This is a genomic window from Shewanella inventionis (assembly GCF_014641855.1).
Classification (GTDB): domain Bacteria; phylum Pseudomonadota; class Gammaproteobacteria; order Enterobacterales; family Shewanellaceae; genus Shewanella; species Shewanella inventionis.
In genome coordinates this window covers 109,103-127,388 of record NZ_BMII01000014.1, presented here as the reverse complement: position 1 = coordinate 127,388, position 18,286 = coordinate 109,103, and the positions used below count along the sequence as shown (strand labels likewise).

Genomic DNA, 18,286 nt, shown 5'->3' with positions numbered 1-18,286 from the left:
GGGTTTCTGTGCCTTCTATGCTGCTTAATAGTATTTTGACGTACGACTGCATGGATGCAGGAGGTAGAGCAACGCAGGAGCAGTTGCCGAGAGTAACTATGCCTACAATCCTATTACTTGCCTAGAAGGTACAGAATTCCCGCTGAATGACCAGATAATTGCTGGAATTGGTATAAGTATTTTATTTTAGCGCACGACTTTATCGCCATGTTTTAAAGCGCAAACACCTTAATACATAGAGAATACTCGAATCTGTGCATCACTTTTAAATTCAGCCTATACATCAAGCCCAGTGTTGGTTCGTTTGTCAGTCAGTCAATATATTGCAGAACATCGTCACGTAATCGGCTGGGTAGAGCTTGAGTCTGAAGTTGAATTTAGGCTAAATAAGCTGATATGACTCATAATAAAGCCCATAGGCTATAAACAAAGGCCCATAAAAAGGCCCGTGTTAACGGGCCTGTACTGACATATTGCAATGGCTTATGAGAATAGGGTTTCTTCTAGTGTTCGACCTTTAAGTATGGCTTTGTATCGCCATTGCTTTTCTGCTAACAAGCCTAGGATTTGTTGTTCTAGCTCAAAATTACTTTGTTTTTGATACTCAATAACATACTGCTCATCACCACTGCGTTTAACTTCAATAACCTGCGCTAATCCGAGTAATTGTTGATGTAGGCTATCCATATCGCATGTTTGCATCGTTAATGTAATAAAATCTGTTGCCTGACTGGCTTTAATCGACACCGATTGCTGTAGTTTACCCTGTTCAAGATACACCACCTGATCGCACAGTTTTTCAAGTTCATCTAAGTTGTGAGAGCTGATTAAAAAGGTGGTTTCACTTGATAAATCTTTAACGATTTGGCGTATCTTTTTAGCATTGGCAGGATCGAGCCCTGCTGTTGGCTCATCAAGTAATACAATTTTAGGTGAGCCAATTAACGACTGCGCAATAGAGACTCGTTTGCTCATACCATGGCTAAGGCTTTTGGGTTTGGCTTGTGCTGACTGTGCTAAATCGACCAAACTTAATACTCGAGATACTTCTTGTTTGGCTTGGGCTTGACTGAAGCCTTGCAGTGTTGCAAAAAATTGTAGCTGCGAGGCAATACTAAAATGTGGGTCAAGTTCTGCATCTTGCGGTAGGGCAGATAACACCCCTTGAAGTGCCTTACTACCAGGTGCATGACCAAGGATCGTCACGCTGCCTTGAGTGGGCTGAATATAACCACACAGTAAGCTAAACAGTGTGGTTTTACCTGCACCATTTGGGCCAACTAACGCAATTGGTGCACCAGCGTTTAAGCTTAGGTTAACATTGTCTAGCGCTAATTTATTGGGGTAGTGTTTAGATAAGTTATTGCATTGAATTAGGCTCATAGGGCACTCCGTTTCATTAATAAATTACCCAGTCCTAAAATAATAACTGTTTGCAATAACGGAATTGGCGAGTAGGCAAGCGAGCTAATGCCTTGGGTATTTATCATGCTCGAAATTTGAGAACCAGGTAAAATGATACTCAATCCACTCAATTGCGGAAATTTGAAATTAATTAATCCGATAACAATGGATACTAATGCCCAAAGAATAATCGCAAAAATACTCGCCTGTCTTGCTGAGTTAGCATGCAATGACAATAGCGCCATGGCTGCTGTATAGGGTAATACTACGATAAAAAGATTAACCATGACCAATAAGCTGGTGCTCAGCGCCGCAACCAGTAACGTCATATCACGACTGACAACCATGATAATGGTTGCGAGTAGAGTGAGTATAATTAACGACAATTGGATCAGCATTTGCCCCGCAAAACGCCCCAAAAAAAGACTGCTGCGGCTTACTCTTAAGGTTAAAAAACGTAAACTGCCACGCTGCTTGTCTGAACTGAATTGATCCGCGGCAATAAAAATGCTGAACAGAGGAAATAAATATAAAGCTGCTAGCCAAAATACGGCAAATTCAGCAACAGGCCATTCAAATAAATGCTGTAAACTGCCGGGGCCAAATAGGGCTTCTGTGAAGCTTCTGAAATTAGGCTCCATAATAAATTCAGAGGCACTTTTGATAGGGTAAAGTAATAAAATCGCCCAAATAAGCATAAAAGCGATTAGGGCTACCATGCCACTTTTATTGGTAAAGCGTTTACTAAGTTCATATTTGGCCAATAACCCAATATGAGACAGCCCCGAGGGCACTGAGACGTGTTGCATAAAAATAATCCTTGGATGACACGCATTAATTGTATGGCAGTAATGATGCCAATGATGGCCTTATATTTGAGTTTACACACATGCTCAACGAGTTAGTCGAGTAAAGTTTCAAGCCGAGCCATTTTTTGCTCTAGTGCGTCAACTCTTTCTGTTAATTCTGCGATGCGCGCTTCTTGTGCCAAACTGTGCTGTGTTTGAGCTGAGACTTGTATATGCTCACCGCTATTGATTTGGTGTTCATCAATGTTGCCGCTAAAGCACTCTAAAAAACGGCAATCTCGCTTGTTTGGCTCGCGAGCTAATTGCACAACAAGTGGTGTATCTCGTTGGCTCAAACCCAGCAATGTCGCCTCTACTTGGCTCACGTCACTAAATTCATGTAAACGCGGCGTTCGAGTTTTAAGTTCGCCTGGTGTTTGTGGGCCACGTAAAAGCAGTACACATATAAGTGCGACTTCAGCGCTGCTGAGTTGCAATTCACTAAATTCGGTATTACAAAAACGATGCTTGTATTTGACAACGCGACTGCCAAACCCGGTTTGCTCACTGATCAAACGTTTTTTAGTTAAGTCATCAATAATGGTTTGAACTTCGGATTCACTTAATGACATTACAGGTTCGCGACTACTTTTTTGATTGCAGGCGAGGGTTAATGAATTAAGTGATAGAGGATATTGGTCGGGGGTGGTGAGCTCTTTTTCAAGTAAGCATCCGATAACGCGGGCTTCTAATGACGTCAATTCCATACACTGTCCTTATAAAAAATCGCTGTAATACTTGTATTATTGTGGCTTAGAAAGAAATGACATAATGAGTGAGTCGCTACCCACTCATTATGTATTTGCGATAACCTTAATTTACATGGTTAAGCGAATACCATCGCTGTCAATGCTGATGTCACCTGCTTTAAATAAACCGCCTATCGATTTTTTAAAGGCTTTCTTACTCATACCGAGTTGGTCGTAAATGATGTCTGCATCGGTTTTATCATGCAAAGGTAAAAATCCATCAGCGCTTCGCAGTTTATTAATGATAAGACGGGCGTTTTTGTCTAAATCTTCTTTACCGCTTTTTTGTAAAACCAAATCAATTTTGCCGTCACTGCGCATGGTTTTAATAAATCCGGTTAACTTTTGGCCGAAGCGAAGCTTTTGAAAAACCTCATTGGTGTAGATAACACCCCAGTGCTTATTGTTAATAATGGCTTTGTAGCCTAAATCGGTGGTGCCACCGATAATTAAGTTTACTTGCTCACCAGGGCTATAATGGGCTTCAGTTTTGTCGACAAACTTATCCACTTTAGATGACGCCATAATGCGCTCATCGGCATGATTGGCATGGACATACACTAAATATGAACGGCCTTCTTCTGCCGGTTTGTGTTGTTCACCAAAAGGTAGCAGTAAATCTTTGTCTAATCCCCAATCTAAAAATGCACCGTAAGGGCCTGTAGCGACTACTTTTAAGTAAGCAAATTCGCCTACTTGGGCAAGTGCTTTTTGGGTGGTGGCAATCACAATATCTTCTGAGTCTAGGTAAAGAAATACGTCGACCATATCACCGACATTACAACCGGCAGGGACAAATTTATTAGGAAGCAAGACCTGTCCTAGCTCTTGAGCATTTAAGTAAACCCCAAAGTTCACTTGCTTTACGACTTCTAATGAATAACGTTTACCGATTTGTATCATGAATGACTCTACTTAATAAAAGATGAAAAGGTGTTTCAATCGGTTAATTATACACGTAAATCAACGCTAGGTTGTGCCAATTACCGTGAGTTGAAATTGATTTATTGGCTTAGTGCTTAATTGAACTGGTTTGATGGCAGAAAATCAGGGCTTTTATGGTAATTAATGGGTAATTTACTTGCATTAGACTGCATTGCAGGTTTTAATTGCGCCGATTTTTACAAGTAGGTTTATCGTTGATAAAGTGATCTTATTTTTAATTTAAACAGTAAAACACTCGTTACATAAATTGGATTATGTTTAGCCGACAATGTTTGCAAGCCATGCAAATGTAAGACTAAGATGTGTTATGCCTTTAATTAAAACATGAGCATGTTAATAGGGATGTTTGACCTTACATAACGTAGTTTTATTTAACATTTATAACATCGAGAGTTCAACGTGCCGGTAAAGACGCTAACCTCATGTTAAAGATACAAAAGATGGCAACTGAATACCAAAGATAGCGCTAGGTCGTTATCTGGATTTTAACAAGCAGTCTCATAAAAAGTACTGCTAACTTTGATACAAATACGGAAAATAATTATGTCTGATTGGTCTATCGAAGATGCTCGCGCGGGTTATAACGTGACTCACTGGAGCCAAGGTTTTTACGGTATACGTGAAGATGGCGAAGTGACGGTGTCACCCGATCCTCAAAATCCTGATCATAAAGTTGGCTTAAATGAATTAGCCAAAAATATGGTTCAAGCGGGCGTTTCGTTACCGGTACTTGTGCGTTTCCCACAGATTTTGCACCACAGAGTGGAAAGCTTATGTGAAGCTTTTAACGATGCCATTACTAAGTACGACTATCAAAATGATTATTTGTTAGTTTACCCGATTAAAGTGAACCAACAGCAAACCGTTGTTGAAGAAATTCTTGCCAGTCAAAAATCAAAAGAAGTGCCACAACTTGGCCTAGAGGCGGGAAGTAAACCAGAGTTAATGGCTGTTTTGGCCATGGCGCAAAAAGCCAGCTCTGTTATTGTGTGTAATGGTTACAAAGACAAAGAATACATTCGCTTAGCCCTTATTGGTGAAAAACTAGGCCATAAAGTGTATATCGTACTTGAGAAGATGTCTGAACTTAAAATGGTGCTTGAAGAGGCGTCTAAGTTAGGTGTGACACCTCGTTTAGGTCTGCGCGTTCGATTGGCATTCCAGGGTAAAGGCAAGTGGCAAGCTAGTGGCGGCGAAAAGTCAAAGTTTGGGTTGTCTGCGGCTCAAGTATTGAAAGTTGTTGCTGAACTAAAAAGCGCTAACATGCTTGACTCTCTTCAGCTATTGCATTTTCACTTAGGTTCGCAAATTGCCAACATTCGTGATATCCGCCAAGGTGTGGGCGAAGCGGGGCGTTTTTATTGTGAGTTGCGTCAGTTAGGCGCAAACATCAAGTGTTTTGACGTTGGTGGTGGTTTAGCCGTTGACTACGATGGTACTCGTAGCCAAAGCAACAATTCGATGAACTATGGTTTGAACGAATATGCTAACAACATCGTTAATGTGTTAACTGACTTATGTAATGAGTACGAGCAGCCAATGCCGCGTATTATTTCTGAGTCTGGCCGCCATTTAACTGCGCATCATGCGGTATTAATTACTGATGTGATTGGTACAGAAGCGTACATGCCCGAAGTAATTGAAGCGCCTGCAGAAGATGCACCGCAACTATTACACAATATGTGGCAGTCGTGGGAAGAAATCAGTGGCGGACATGATCAACGTGCCATTATTGAGATTTATCATGATACTCAAAGTGATATCGCTGAAGCACATTCATTATTTGCTGTTGGCCAATTTAGCCTAGCGCACCGTGCATGGGCTGAACAAACTCACTTACGTGTATGTCATGAAGTGAAGGGGTTGTTGAGTAATAACAATCGTTACCACCGTCCAATTATTGATGAACTTAACGAAAAGCTTGCAGATAAGTTTTTTGTTAACTTCTCTTTATTCCAGTCGTTACCAGATGCATGGGGTATCGATCAGGTATTCCCTGTATTGCCTTTGTCTGGCCTAGACAAAGCGCCTGAGCGCCGCGCTGTAATGTTAGACATTACCTGTGACTCAGATGGTATTGTAGACCAATACGTAGATGGTCAGGGTATTGAAACCACATTACCCGTGCCTGCGTGGAGTGAAGAAAGCCCATACTTAATCGGCTTCTTTATGGTGGGAGCATATCAAGAGATTTTAGGTGATATGCATAACCTATTTGGTGATACTAACTCGGCAGTTGTTCGTCTTGATGCCGATGGTGCTGCAAATATTGAGTCGGTACTCCAAGGTGATACCGTGGCTGACGTATTACGTTATGTTAACTTGGATGCTGATGAGTTTATGCGTACCTTCGAAGAGTTAGTGACTCAACACATTGTTGAAGATGAGCGTGCTAGCATTTTAGAAGAGTTACAAATTGGACTCGAAGGTTACACTTATTTAGAAGATTTCTAAATGTAAGCGAAAGATGATATATACGTAATATGAGGCTTAGTTATGCATAATAACTAAGCCTTTATTTATCGTGACGCCATTACTGTATTTAAAGGTTAACTACACTGATGTTTTTTGAAGGTTCTGAAAAAAAAGTTGAGATCATAACCGCATCCACTCATGGCTCATTACGGCTATTGGGCTTAGATTTTTGGACTCAAATCGTCAGTCTTGCTAAAGCAGACATTATTTCTGTTATTGATAATCAACATTGCGATGCCTATTTATTAAGTGAATCGAGCCTATTTGTATGGGATAACCGCATTGTTATGTTAACTTGCGGATTATCGACTTTAATAGACAGCTTACTGGCATTGCTTGAGCATATTGGCGTTAAAAACGTGGCGTTTGTGAGCTATCAACGCAAGAATGAATATTTAGCTCATTTACAAGCCTCTACGTTTGCCGATGACATTGCCCGGTTACGTCAATACATACCCGGAAAAGCTTGTCGAATTGGTCACCTTGACAGTCATCACCATTTTATTTTTACCAGTGACACCTCTTTGATCGCGGCACAAGATAAGACTAGCGAGCTACTGATGTATCACATTAGCGGCCCTATCGCTCAGTATTTAACTTCAACAAAGCAAAGTGTCGAGCAAGTGTGTGAACGATTAGGTTTAAGCACATTATTTGCTGGGTTTAACCTAGATGCTCACTTATTTAGCCCATTAGGCTTTTCAGTTAACGGTATAAAAGACGAGCAATATTTTACCATTCACATTACTCCGCAGGAGCAAAGCTCTTATGTGAGTGTAGAAACCAATTTTGATATGGCAGACTCTGATAATCCAGTCGCTGCGCAATTATTGGCATTATTGCAACCCATTAGTTGGGACTCAATTGGATTTAATGTTCCCGTTATAGCCGCAAACCAGCCTAAAAATATCTGTTTAGCCCATTGCACATACCCTATAGAGCAAAATTATCAGGTGTATTTTGGCCACTTTCAACAGCTCGGTACTGAAATTTTGAACCCCGAATTAATGTAATCAGGCCGAAACAAGATAGCCACTCTCGGTTACTTTTGTTGGGTTCCGGTAAAGGCTTAATTAAAAAATGGTGTGTTATCTCATTTAATCATTATTTGTTTGAACCGGTCATGATTGGAAATGGTATTAAATGGTAAAGCCAAGGTTTAGATGTTGGCTTTTATGTAATAGCTCAGCGTAAAATAGATCGAGTGAGTATAAACAAGGAAGCACAAATGAGTGATTTAAGTGATATTCGCCGTGAGTACACTCAAGGTGGTTTAAGGCGTGGTGATTTACCTCAAAATCCAATGGATTTATTTGAAAAATGGATCCAGCAGGCCAAAGATGCTCAGCTGACAGATCCGACCGCAATGTGTGTCGCCACAGTAGATGAAACAGGCCAACCCTTTCAACGCATCGTGTTACTTAAGCGTTTTGACGACAAGGGGTTCGTGTTCTTTACTAATCTCGAAAGCCGTAAAGCCAAGCAAATTGCTGCAAACAGTAAAATCAGTTTGTTGTTTCCTTGGCACCCATTAGAGCGTCAAGTTGCAATCGTCGGTGAGGCTGAACCTTTGTCGATGATAGAAGTGGCTAAATATTTTATGAGTAGGCCCAAAGACAGCCAAATTGCTGCATGGGTATCAAAGCAATCGAGTAAAATTTCAGCGCGCCAGGCTTTAGAAGGAAAATTTGCTGAAATGAAGGCAAAATACGCCCAAGGCGAGGTGCCTTTACCTAAATTTTGGGGCGGTTATTTAGTGCGTCCAAGCAGTATCGAATTTTGGCAAGGTGGTGAGCATCGCCTACATGACAGATTTATGTACAGTAAAACAGATAGCGAGTGGCAAATAGATCGGTTAGCACCTTAATCTGTGTTAATAAACAGGAGCATTATCGCGTGATAAGCAATAAAATTTGGGTCGATGCTGATGCGTGTCCAAATGCCGTTAAAGAGATGTTATTTAGGGCGTCTGAACGCAAATCGATTCAGCTAGTATTGGTGGCTAATCAACTGATAAAAGTGCCTATTTCTCCATTTGTTTCGATGATTAGAGTCAGCTCAGGCTTTGATGAGGCCGATAATTATATTGTTAAACAGGTAAGCAAAGGGGATTTGGTGATTACTGCCGATATTCCATTGGCGGCTGATGCAATTGAAAAAGGGGCGCTGGTGCTCAACCCTAGAGGGACGGTATATACCACTGAAAACATCAAGCAAACCCTGACCATGCGAGACTTTATGGAAGAAATGCGCAGCAGTGGTATACATACCGGTGGACCAAATAGTTTCTCACAAGCGGATAAGCACGCATTTGCACAAGCATTAGATAAATGGCTTGCGAAAGTAAAATAATGACAATTGTCAAATCGGTGGAGTCGTCATCTATACTTGTTTTTGTAGTGGTAAAACGTGTCATTATTAACAAAAAGGACGAAATGATGAAAATAGCATTACCTTTATTCGCTGCTGGGTTATTAAGTTTTCAAGCCATGGCAGGCGATTGGCAAGTCAATCAAGATCATTCACGTGTCAGCTTTATTTCAGTCAAGAAAAACGATATTGCTGAGGTACATCACTTTAAGCAGGTCGCCGGCTCATTAACCGATGCTGGTGCGTTTGCATTAAGTATTGATCTTAATTCGGTTGATACGGGAATACAAATACGTGACGAACGTATGCAAACTATTTTGTTTGAGGTGGCACAATTCCCACAGCTTAAAGTGAACGCCCTCATTAATCCTAAGCTTTTAATGGGAATGAAAGTGGGTGATACACTCACGACACAAATTAATGCCTCAGTTGCTATGCATGGTAAAAAGCAAAATAAAACGATTGACGTGTTAATTGCTAAGTTATCAGATAATAAACTGGTCGTGAGTAGCTTTGCACCTGTGTTGGTTCAAGCTGATGAGTTTAATTTGGTGGCTGGTGTTGAAAAGTTAAGAGAAATCGCAGGCTTACCGAGTATCAGCTTAGTTGTTCCAGTGTCATTTGTGCTAACATTATCGCAATAACACTGAACAGTTTAATTGTGGCTTTTATCAATAGATCGAAGCCATTTTTATAAAATTAGTCGTAAATAAAGGTGAAAACATGGTTACCGATAAAGACGGATATATGCATTTAATTCAGTATTTGACTGAGCACTTAGGCTTGTTTGAAGCGTCTGAAAACAATGCTGCCGCAGCGGAAACTGTGATGGAGTTATTTGAGGAGCAATTATCTGCTCAGATCATTATGGTTTGTGGTCAAAATCCGCAATTGTCATTTGCTCAACGTAACATGGTTATCCGTGAAATTGATGCAATTGTCTATGATTTAGAAGAAATTTTAGCTTCAGTGGCTAATCAAAATGCCACCCCAGAGCAAAGCATTTTTATTACCGAATTTTCTGGGCTAATTAAAAATTTATTCGATCAAGAAATTGATCATTTATTACGTTAAACGCAAAATGCAACACATTTTAGGTTACATGTTTTAACTCTTTGGGATTGATGATGTTTAGAAGTATTGTGTTTTCTGCTTTGTTATGTTGTTTAGTTTCAGTGTCTGTTTTTGCAAGTGAGCAATTTACACTTTTGCGTCAAGTTGAGTCAATGACGGTAGACAATTCTGGATTAATGTTTAAAGCACGTATTGATACCGGCGCTGTTAATACCTCTTTACACGCAGTCGATTTACACATTATTGGTGGTGCATCTGAGCAGATGAAACACAATATAGGTAAAATGATTGAGTTCACCACAGAAAATGAGCAAGGCCAAAAACAACGCATGCAGGCCGAGATTGTGAGTACTTCAAAAGTTAAAAACGCTCAAGGCATAGAAACCCGTTATATGGTTAAATTAGACGTGGGCCATCCCGGTGATTTACATAAGGTATATGTTAACCTACGCGACCGCAGCCACATGAATTACAAGCTGCTTATTGGGCGTAATTTTATAAAAAAAGGTTATGTTGTTGACGTTGCACATAATAAAACTATAGGCCCGGTTGCTACCCTCAGTATTAAGCAAACAGGGTTGTTATTTGATACTCGAATCGATACCGGAGCGGGACAAAACTCGTTGCATGCGGTTAATATTCAAGTCGAAAACGAAGATACAGTCAACATTGATAACAACATTGGTAAAATCATTACTTTTACCACTGAAAATGAAAAAGGTGAACAAGTCGAGCTTCGTACCAAAATTCGTAGCACCGCGTTGATCCGTAATGCTCAGGGCACTGAATCACGCTATACAGTGAGATTAAATGTCGGTGTGCCAGGCGAAGAATACCTAGTCGATGTCAATTTAGCTGATCGCACTAAAATGGGCTATAAACTATTAATTGGTCGTAATTGGCTTCAAGGGCGTTATATTGTTGATGTAAATAAAAAATCTTAAAACCAATCGTATTTCTTGAAAACCGCTCTTAATGGGCGGTTTTTATATTTCTGAAACACCTGTGCAACACAATTGCAACAGGTGTGTCATTGCATAAGGATATAGTTGCCCTCGCTTGACTGATATTTATCTAATAATTCTTAAATAGACATATCAAGTACAAGTAATTAATTACATTAATCAATCGTAATAGGGGTCAATTATGTTGAGCAATAAGACTTTGCTTGCCGTTTCAATATCAACACTTATGGCATTTCAAGCCAATTCACAAGACTTACTTATCTCCGAATATATCGAAGGTAGCAGCAACAATAAAGCCATCGAATTATTTAACCCAACGGCTAATACCATTGATTTAAGTGATTATGTTTTATCATTTTATTTTAATGGTAGTACAACTGCCTCAACCAACATCAGTTTAATTGGCAGTGTTGCAGCGAATGCAACCTTTGTGGTTGCCGATAATGATGCTTCTGCAGATATTTTAGCTTTAGCGCAGCAGACAAGTAGTGCCAGTTTTTTCAATGGAGATGACGCCATTGTGTTAACCCATAATGATGTGGTTGTTGATTCACTTGGCCAAGTGGGGAATGACCCAGGAGCTGAGTGGGGCAGTGGAGACTTATCGACACAAAATAATACTCTCCGTCGAGATATTGATAATCTGACACCAGATATCGTGGTTGACGATGCGGTAACATTAACGGGCTGGCAAGGTTTTGCTCAAGATGATGTGGCTGATTTAGGTTTATTTTCTGGAACAGGAACAGTTGACCCGATTGATCCTGTCGACCCCGTTGATCCTGTCGAATTTGTGTGTGGTCAAGCTGCGGTAGCAATCCATGAGATACAAGGTAACACACAAACCAGCCCTATGGTCGGTAACTCTGTGGTGGTTGAAGCTATTGTAACCAGCGATAATCAAACAGGCTTATCAGGGCTGTTTTTGCAAATGGCTGATGCCCAAGTAGATGCTGATGCAGATACCTCAGAAGGTATTTTTGTTTACACTGCTAACCAGCCCTTAGCAGTGAATGTAGGCGATCGTGTTCGAATTGCTGCAACTGTGTCTGAATATAACGGCACAACTCAATTATCTGGAGTGAGCCAGTTTGCCTTATGTGCTAATGAACAGGTATTGCCTGCAGCGGCAACGGTAACATTACCCATGGCAGAAACTCAGCAGCTTGAGCGTGTAGAAGGCATGAGAGTTAGATTTGAACAAACATTAGTTGTTAATGATGTATACAGTTTAGGGCGATACGGCGAGGTATTACTCGGCTCTCAACGTCACTTTATTGGTACACAAGTTGCGACGCCCGGTGCAGATGCACTTGCGGTTACTGAAGCAAACACCAAAGACAGCATTATTTTAGATGACGGTTCTACTAGTCAAAACCCTGCTGTTATCCCATATCCAGCTCCAGGTTTGTCGGCAGACAATTCATTACGAGTGGGCGACAGTATTACAGAGCTTGAAGGTGTGATGCATTATGGCTTTAGTCAATATCGTATTTTGCCTACCCATGTTGTCAATGTGGTGCAAACTAATCCTCGCCAAACCTCTCCAGAGCTGGTCAGTGATAGTGATTTACGTATTGCCAGTTTTAACGTACTTAACTACTTTAATGGTGATGGGAGCGGTGGCGGTTTTCCAACGGAGCGTGGTGCCGATTCTGCCGCTGAGTTTGAGCGCCAACGTACAAAAATTATCAGTGCAATGCACACCATTAATGCCGATGTTTTTGGATTAATGGAAATTGAAAACGATGGCTATGACAGCACCTCTGCAATTTACGACTTAGTGACAGGATTAAATGCTGCCATTGGAGCAAGCCTCTATGATGTTGTTATGCCAAATGTGGCGCAAATTGGTAGTGATGCCATTAGTGTTGGCATGATTTATCGTACCGATAAGTTGTCACTTTCTGGTGCTGCACGTATTTTGTCATCAAGCAATTCACCCGTTGATGATAGTGGATTAATATTATTTGATGACAGCAAAAATAGGCCGATGTTAACCCAAGCTTTTACTGTGAATGGCAGCGATGAAACTGTGGTAGTAGCAGTCAATCATCTTAAGTCAAAAGGCAGTGATTGCAATAGCGCAAATGATCCAGACACCCTTGATGGTCAAGGTAATTGTAATATCACACGTACGCGAGCCACAGATGCGATAGGGCAATGGTTAGCCGATCAGTATCCAAACAGCAAGGTATTGGTTATAGGCGATTTAAATGCCTATGCCAAAGAAGATCCGTTGAGCATGTTAGCAAGCCATGGTTACCACGAATTAAGCCATCACCTTGGTGTTCAAACGCCTTATTCATATGTGTTTGCGGGCGAGTCTGGACAACTTGATCATGCATTGGCTAACAATGCACTGCTTGATGATGTGGTAGGGATAACGGAATGGCACATCAATGCGGATGAACCGATTGTGCTTGATTATAACCTAGAGTATAAGTCTGATCTGCAACAACAATCACTCTATCAAGATAATGCGTTTCGCTCATCAGATCATGATCCTGTGATTGTGTCACTGCAATTTACCCCGGTAAACCTTGCTCCTTTAGCCAGTTTTGAACAGCAATTAACCGGAAGTCTATTACAGGTATTGTCGACATCTGCTGACAGTGATGGAGACATTGTTCAATTGCAGTGGGACTTTGGAGATGGCGCCACGGCTGTCGGCGCGAGTGCATCACATCAATACGCAGAGTCGGGTGAATACCTGGTGCAATTAACTGTAACCGACGACAAAGGTGAGGTGGCAACCACATCACAAACCGTTAATGTGGTTCTTGAGGCCGAAAATGTGGCGCCTACAGCACAAATTAGCCAAATTAATCTGTGGTTTATCAAGTTGTTTATTTCAACCAGTTATGATCAAGATGGGGTGATTAAACAGCATCAATGGTTATTTAATAGTGGTCGAAAAGCATCTGGAATAGTTACCTACAGCTTAAGTCGTCGTGAAAAAAGCGTTGAGCTAACTGTAGTCGATAATGACGGAGAGAAAGGCAAAACCAGTGTTAATTTTTAACATGATGACCTCTACGGTCACTATTTAAAATGACAATCATTACGGATAAAAAGGTGCTCAATGCACCTTTTTTGTCGTTAATGAATGATACCAATCGGGATAAATAAGTGATCAGAGATTGCGTAGCAAAAAAACCTAAGAATAAGCCAGAAATTGCAGTGAGCCCATTGTGCTACTCTCAACATTTCTAACGGCGTTATAAGCGATGTTAAACAGTAACAAAGACCACATTCTTGTGGTGATGGCTAATATATAACACAGTAAATATAACAGTGTCCTTGTAGTGAATTGAGCACGAGGGCCATGTCTGATAAGCCAACGAAACGAAATAGCAGTTAAATACAGCTATTTGCCACTAAAAAGTCCAATTATGACTAGCAAATTTGCGGTCGCTCACGTAAAATTTCACTCTTTTATTTTAACCCTAGCTTTGGCTCGTTGTGCAAATAACACGAGTTAAACTATCGCGTCGGCACTATCAAATTAGTTGATTTATTTGATAGTCGAAGCAGACGCCCAATCGCATTGATATGCACAAATGCAGTGGATGATAACATGCAGCAGTTAACCGAGATCGTAGAACAAGCCTTAGAGGTCATTGACAAGGCCAGTGATCTAAAGACATTGGATGATATCCGTGTCGATTACCTTGGTAAAAAAGGTAAAATCACGGACATGATGAAAATGATGGGATCCTTAAGCGCAGAAGAAAAACCTGCTTTTGGACAAGCCGTCAACCAAGCTAAGCAAGCGGTACAGCAAAAGCTGTCTGAGCGTATCGACGGATTAAAAGCATCGGAACTTGAAGCAAAATTAATTGCTGAAAAAATCGATGTGACTTTACCAGGGCGTACCTTAGAGAACGGTGGCTTACATCCGGTGACTCGCACTATCGAACGGATAGAAACCTTTTTTGGTGAATTAGGCTTTGTTGTTAAGCAAGGGCCTGAAATCGAAGATGATTTTCACAACTTTGATGCATTAAATATTTCTGAACATCACCCTGCACGTGCCGATCACGATACCTTTTACTTTAATCCAAAAGTGATGTTGCGTACCCAAACTTCGGGCGTGCAAATTCGCACAATGGAACACGAAAAACCGCCTTTGCGTATTATTTCTCCAAGTTGAAGGTTTGATGGTGGCAGAAAATGTTAATTTTGCAGAGCTAAAAGGCATTTTGCATGACTTTTTACGCAACTTCTTTGAAGAAGATTTAGAAGTGCGTTTCCGTCCATCTTACTTCCCATTCACTGAGCCTTCAGCTGAAGTAGACGTAATGGGTAAAAACGGTAAATGGTTAGAGGTTTTAGGCTGCGGTATGGTGCACCCAAATGTACTGCGCAGTGTGGGCATTGACCCTGAAAAATACTCTGGTTTTGCTTTTGGTATGGGCGTAGAGCGTTTAACCATGTTGCGCTACGGCGTAAATGATTTACGTGCCTTCTTCGAAAACGATTTACGTTTTCTTAAGCAATTCAAATAACGGAGCAATAATTAGATGAAATTCAGTGAATCTTGGCTTCGTGAGTGGGTTAACCCATCTGTAAGTCGTGACGAGTTATCACACCAAATTACCATGGCCGGCCTTGAAGTCGACGGCGTAGACCCTGTAGCGGCTGATTTTAGCGGCGTGATCATTGGCGAAGTGGTTGAATGTGGCCAGCACCCTGATGCTGACAAATTACGTGTAACCAAAATCAATGTGGGTGGCGACGAGCTAATTGATATCGTTTGTGGTGCGCCAAACTGTCGTTTAGGTTTAAAAGTGGCTGTTGCTATGGTTGGCGCAGTATTACCTGGCGACTTTAAAATCAAAAAAGCCAAATTACGTGGCCAACCTTCAATGGGCATGTTGTGCTCATACGGTGAGCTTGGCATCGACATCGAAAGCGATGGCATTATTGAGCTGCCACAAGATGCACCATTAGGTGTGAATGTACGTGAATTTTTACAACTTGATGATGCCATCATTGATGTTGATTTAACTGCTAACCGTGCCGACTGTTTAGGCATGGCAGGTCTTGCGCGCGAAGTGGGCGTATTAAACCGTCAAGCAGTAACGGAGCCAACATGGCAAGCAGTTGATGCCACAATTGATGCACCATTTAGCATCAACGTGGTTGCGCCAGATTTATGCCCACGATATTTAGGTCGTGTGGTTAAAAATATCAATGTTAATGCTGCCACGCCGTTATGGATGCAAGAAAAGCTGCGTCGAAGCGGTATTCGTTCAATCGACCCGATTGTCGACATTACCAATTATGTGTTGATTGAATTTGGTCAACCAATGCACGCGTTTGACTTAAACACCCTAAACGGCGGTATTACCGTGCGTTTAGCCGATGGCGTTGAAAAGTTAACCTTGCTTGATGGTAACGAAATTACCGTGCCAAACGACACCTTAGTGATTGCCGACGACAAACAAGCCGTTGCACTTGCAGGTGTGTTTGGCGGCGAAAGCACTGGCGTTAATGAAAACACCCAAGACATCTTGTTAGAGTGCGCATTTTTTGCCCCTCTTGCCATTATGGGTAAGTCGCGTCGTTTAGGCTTGCACACAGACGCGTCACACCGTTTTGAACGCGGCGTTGACCCTGAGCTACAACACAAAGTAATGGACCGTGCTACACGTCTTGTGCTTGATATTTGTGGTGGTGAAGCAGGGCAAGTGATTGAAGCGGTATCTGCTGAGCATTTACCAAAAGCGGCAAAGATCACATTACGTCGCAGTAAGTTAGATAAAACCTTAGGTCATCATATTCCTGATGCTGACGTAGTAGAGATTTTACAGCGTTTAGGCTTTAGCGTTGAAACAGCAAATGATGCATGGCAGGTTACAACTGCAACTTACCGTTTTGACATGGCGATTGAAGAAGATTTAATCGAAGAAGTGGCACGTATTTATGGTTACAACAACATCCCTAATACCGCCCCACAAGCATCGCTTACCATGCCAGATCACAAAGAAGCAGACATTTCGCTTAAGCGTGTGCGTAGCATTTTTGTTGCTCGTGGTTTCCAAGAGGCAGTAACTTACAGCTTTGTTGACCCTAAAATGCAAAATTTAGTGCACCCAGGCCAAGAAGCCATGGTGTTACCAAATCCTATTTCAATCGAAATGTCGGCAATGCGTTTGTCTATGTTTACTGGATTATTAACCGCTGTGGGTTACAACCAGAGCCGTCAACAAGGTCGAGTAAGATTATTTGAAACCGGTTTGCGCTTTGTTCCTGATGCACAAGCAGATTCTGGCGTTCGCCAGCAAGCCATGCTGGGCGCGGTTATTTCAGGTGTGCAAAACGAAGAACATTGGTCAATGGAGTCAAAAACTGTCGACTTCTTTGATTTAAAAGGTGATTTAGAAGCAATTCTTGGCTTGACAGTTGCCTCTTCTGAATTTAGTTTTAAAGGGGCAACACATCCTGCGCTGCATCCAGGACAATGTGCTGAAATATTAAGAAATAATCGAGTCATTGGTTACATCGGCGCTATCCATCCTAGTTTGGAAAAGCCGTTTGGACTCAATGGCAAAACAATTGTTTTTGAGTTAGAACTGGATGCATTATTGCACGCCCGTTTGCCGCTAGCCCAAGCTGTATCTAAGTTTCCTGCTAACCGTCGCGATATTGCGCTTGTAGTAGATGAAGCAGTTTCTGCCACTGATGTTATGAATTTGATAAGAAAAGTTGGCGAAAATCAGTTGGTTGGCTTAAACTTGTTCGATGTATACCAAGGTAAAGGTGTTGAGCCTGGCAAAAAGAGCCTCGCTATCGCACTTACATTACAAGACACTACTCGTACACTTGAAGAAAAAGATATCACTGAAACTATGGATTCAGTCTTATCGGCTCTTAAGACCGAGTTCAACGCATCGTTGAGGGATTAAAGTATGGCACTTACCAAAGCCGAAATGGCAGAGCATCTTTTTGAAACGTTAGGCATTAATAAACGTGTAGCCAAAGAGATGGTTGAGTCTTTTTTTGAAGAAATTCGTGAAGCACTCGAAAATGGTGAGCAGGTCAAGTTATCTGGCTTTGGCAACTTTGACCTTAGGGACAAGAATCAAAGACCGGGAAGGAACCCGAAAACTGGTGAAGATATTCCCATTTCTGCACGTCGTGTCGTTACCTTCCGTCCTGGACAGAAGTTAAAATCACGCGTTGAAGCTGCAAACTCGGGTAAAAAATAAATCACTGGTTAATACGCCAATCCAAATTTTGGATCTGTATGACTAAGAGCCACTCTTAATTGAGTGGCTCTTTTGTTTTTGAGTTTAGCAAACCTTGGTATAATACGAACCGAATGACTAAGTGATTACTCAGAATGCGTCCAACGGTTTTTGATTAAAGTGATGCATGCCGCAATGGTTGTTCCCTTTTAATTACCACAAACCGCTGGAGCATACCTTTTAGGCGATTTTTAAAATGG

Annotated in this window: 14 protein-coding genes and 1 pseudogene; 11 read left to right on the top strand and 4 right to left on the bottom strand. The window is 41.4% G+C overall.

The window, feature by feature from the left end; all coding sequences use genetic code 11:
• Positions 1-483: 483 nt before the first annotated feature.
• From IEW93_RS09920 to IEW93_RS09905, 4 genes are all read right to left on the bottom strand, one after another.
• Positions 484-1,383 carry an ABC transporter ATP-binding protein gene (locus IEW93_RS09920; RefSeq protein WP_188739179.1) on the bottom strand — a complete coding sequence of 300 codons (900 nt, stop codon included), beginning with the start codon at positions 1,381-1,383 and terminating at the stop codon, positions 484-486.
• Positions 1,380-2,213 (bottom strand): ABC transporter permease, encoded by an 834-nt coding sequence (locus IEW93_RS09915; RefSeq protein WP_188739178.1) that lies wholly within the window; start codon positions 2,211-2,213, stop codon positions 1,380-1,382. The genes IEW93_RS09920 and IEW93_RS09915 overlap by 4 nt, the downstream gene beginning before the upstream one ends.
• Before the next feature lie 92 nt (positions 2,214-2,305).
• Entirely contained in the window at positions 2,306-2,959 is a 654-nt protein-coding gene (locus tag IEW93_RS09910; protein ID WP_188739177.1) for a YceH family protein, read from the bottom strand.
• Between the two features lie 111 nt (positions 2,960-3,070).
• Positions 3,071-3,904 carry a CvfB family protein gene (locus tag IEW93_RS09905; RefSeq protein WP_188739176.1) on the bottom strand — a complete coding sequence of 278 codons (834 nt, stop codon included), beginning with the start codon at positions 3,902-3,904 and terminating at the stop codon, positions 3,071-3,073.
• Positions 3,905-4,489: 585 nt separating this feature from the next.
• On the opposite strand from IEW93_RS09905, the gene speA reads away from it, so the two are divergent.
• The 11 genes and pseudogenes from speA to ihfA all read left to right on the top strand — a co-directional run bounded on the left by speA (position 4,490) and on the right by ihfA (position 18,047).
• Positions 4,490-6,400, top strand: a complete 1,911-nt coding sequence (gene speA / locus IEW93_RS09900; protein WP_188739175.1) for a biosynthetic arginine decarboxylase — start codon at positions 4,490-4,492, stop codon at positions 6,398-6,400.
• Positions 6,401-6,507: 107 nt separating this feature from the next.
• A complete protein-coding gene (locus tag IEW93_RS09895) occupies positions 6,508-7,434 on the top strand; it encodes an adenosylmethionine decarboxylase (protein WP_188739174.1) in 927 nt (308 codons plus the stop codon).
• A gap of 215 nt (positions 7,435-7,649) precedes the next feature.
• Positions 7,650-8,288, top strand: a complete 639-nt coding sequence (pdxH, locus tag IEW93_RS09890) for a pyridoxamine 5'-phosphate oxidase (RefSeq protein ID WP_188739173.1) — start codon at positions 7,650-7,652, stop codon at positions 8,286-8,288.
• Between the two features lie 29 nt (positions 8,289-8,317).
• On the top strand, positions 8,318-8,773 hold the full coding sequence (locus IEW93_RS09885; RefSeq protein WP_188739172.1) for a YaiI/YqxD family protein: 456 nt from the start codon (positions 8,318-8,320) through the stop codon (positions 8,771-8,773).
• Positions 8,774-8,856: 83 nt separating this feature from the next.
• Positions 8,857-9,435, top strand: a complete 579-nt coding sequence (locus tag IEW93_RS09880; RefSeq protein ID WP_188739171.1) for a YceI family protein — start codon at positions 8,857-8,859, stop codon at positions 9,433-9,435.
• A gap of 79 nt (positions 9,436-9,514) precedes the next feature.
• Entirely contained in the window at positions 9,515-9,865 is a 351-nt protein-coding gene (locus IEW93_RS09875) for a DUF3802 family protein (RefSeq protein WP_188739170.1), read from the top strand.
• A 53-nt stretch (positions 9,866-9,918) separates the two neighbouring features.
• Positions 9,919-10,809, top strand: coding sequence for a putative ATP-dependent zinc protease (locus IEW93_RS09870; RefSeq protein ID WP_188739181.1), 891 nt, complete (start codon positions 9,919-9,921; stop codon positions 10,807-10,809).
• A gap of 202 nt (positions 10,810-11,011) precedes the next feature.
• Positions 11,012-13,855, top strand: a complete 2,844-nt coding sequence (locus IEW93_RS09865; protein WP_188739169.1) for an ExeM/NucH family extracellular endonuclease — start codon at positions 11,012-11,014, stop codon at positions 13,853-13,855.
• A 555-nt stretch (positions 13,856-14,410) separates the two neighbouring features.
• Positions 14,411-15,341, top strand: a pseudogene (gene pheS, locus IEW93_RS09860) (phenylalanine--tRNA ligase subunit alpha).
• Positions 15,342-15,356: 15 nt separating this feature from the next.
• Complete coding sequence (pheT, locus tag IEW93_RS09855; RefSeq protein ID WP_188739168.1) at positions 15,357-17,744, top strand: phenylalanine--tRNA ligase subunit beta; 2,388 nt, start codon at positions 15,357-15,359, stop codon at positions 17,742-17,744.
• A 3-nt stretch (positions 17,745-17,747) separates the two neighbouring features.
• Positions 17,748-18,047 (top strand): integration host factor subunit alpha, encoded by a 300-nt coding sequence (gene ihfA, locus IEW93_RS09850; RefSeq protein ID WP_160052251.1) that lies wholly within the window; start codon positions 17,748-17,750, stop codon positions 18,045-18,047.
• Positions 18,048-18,286 lie beyond the last annotated feature (239 nt).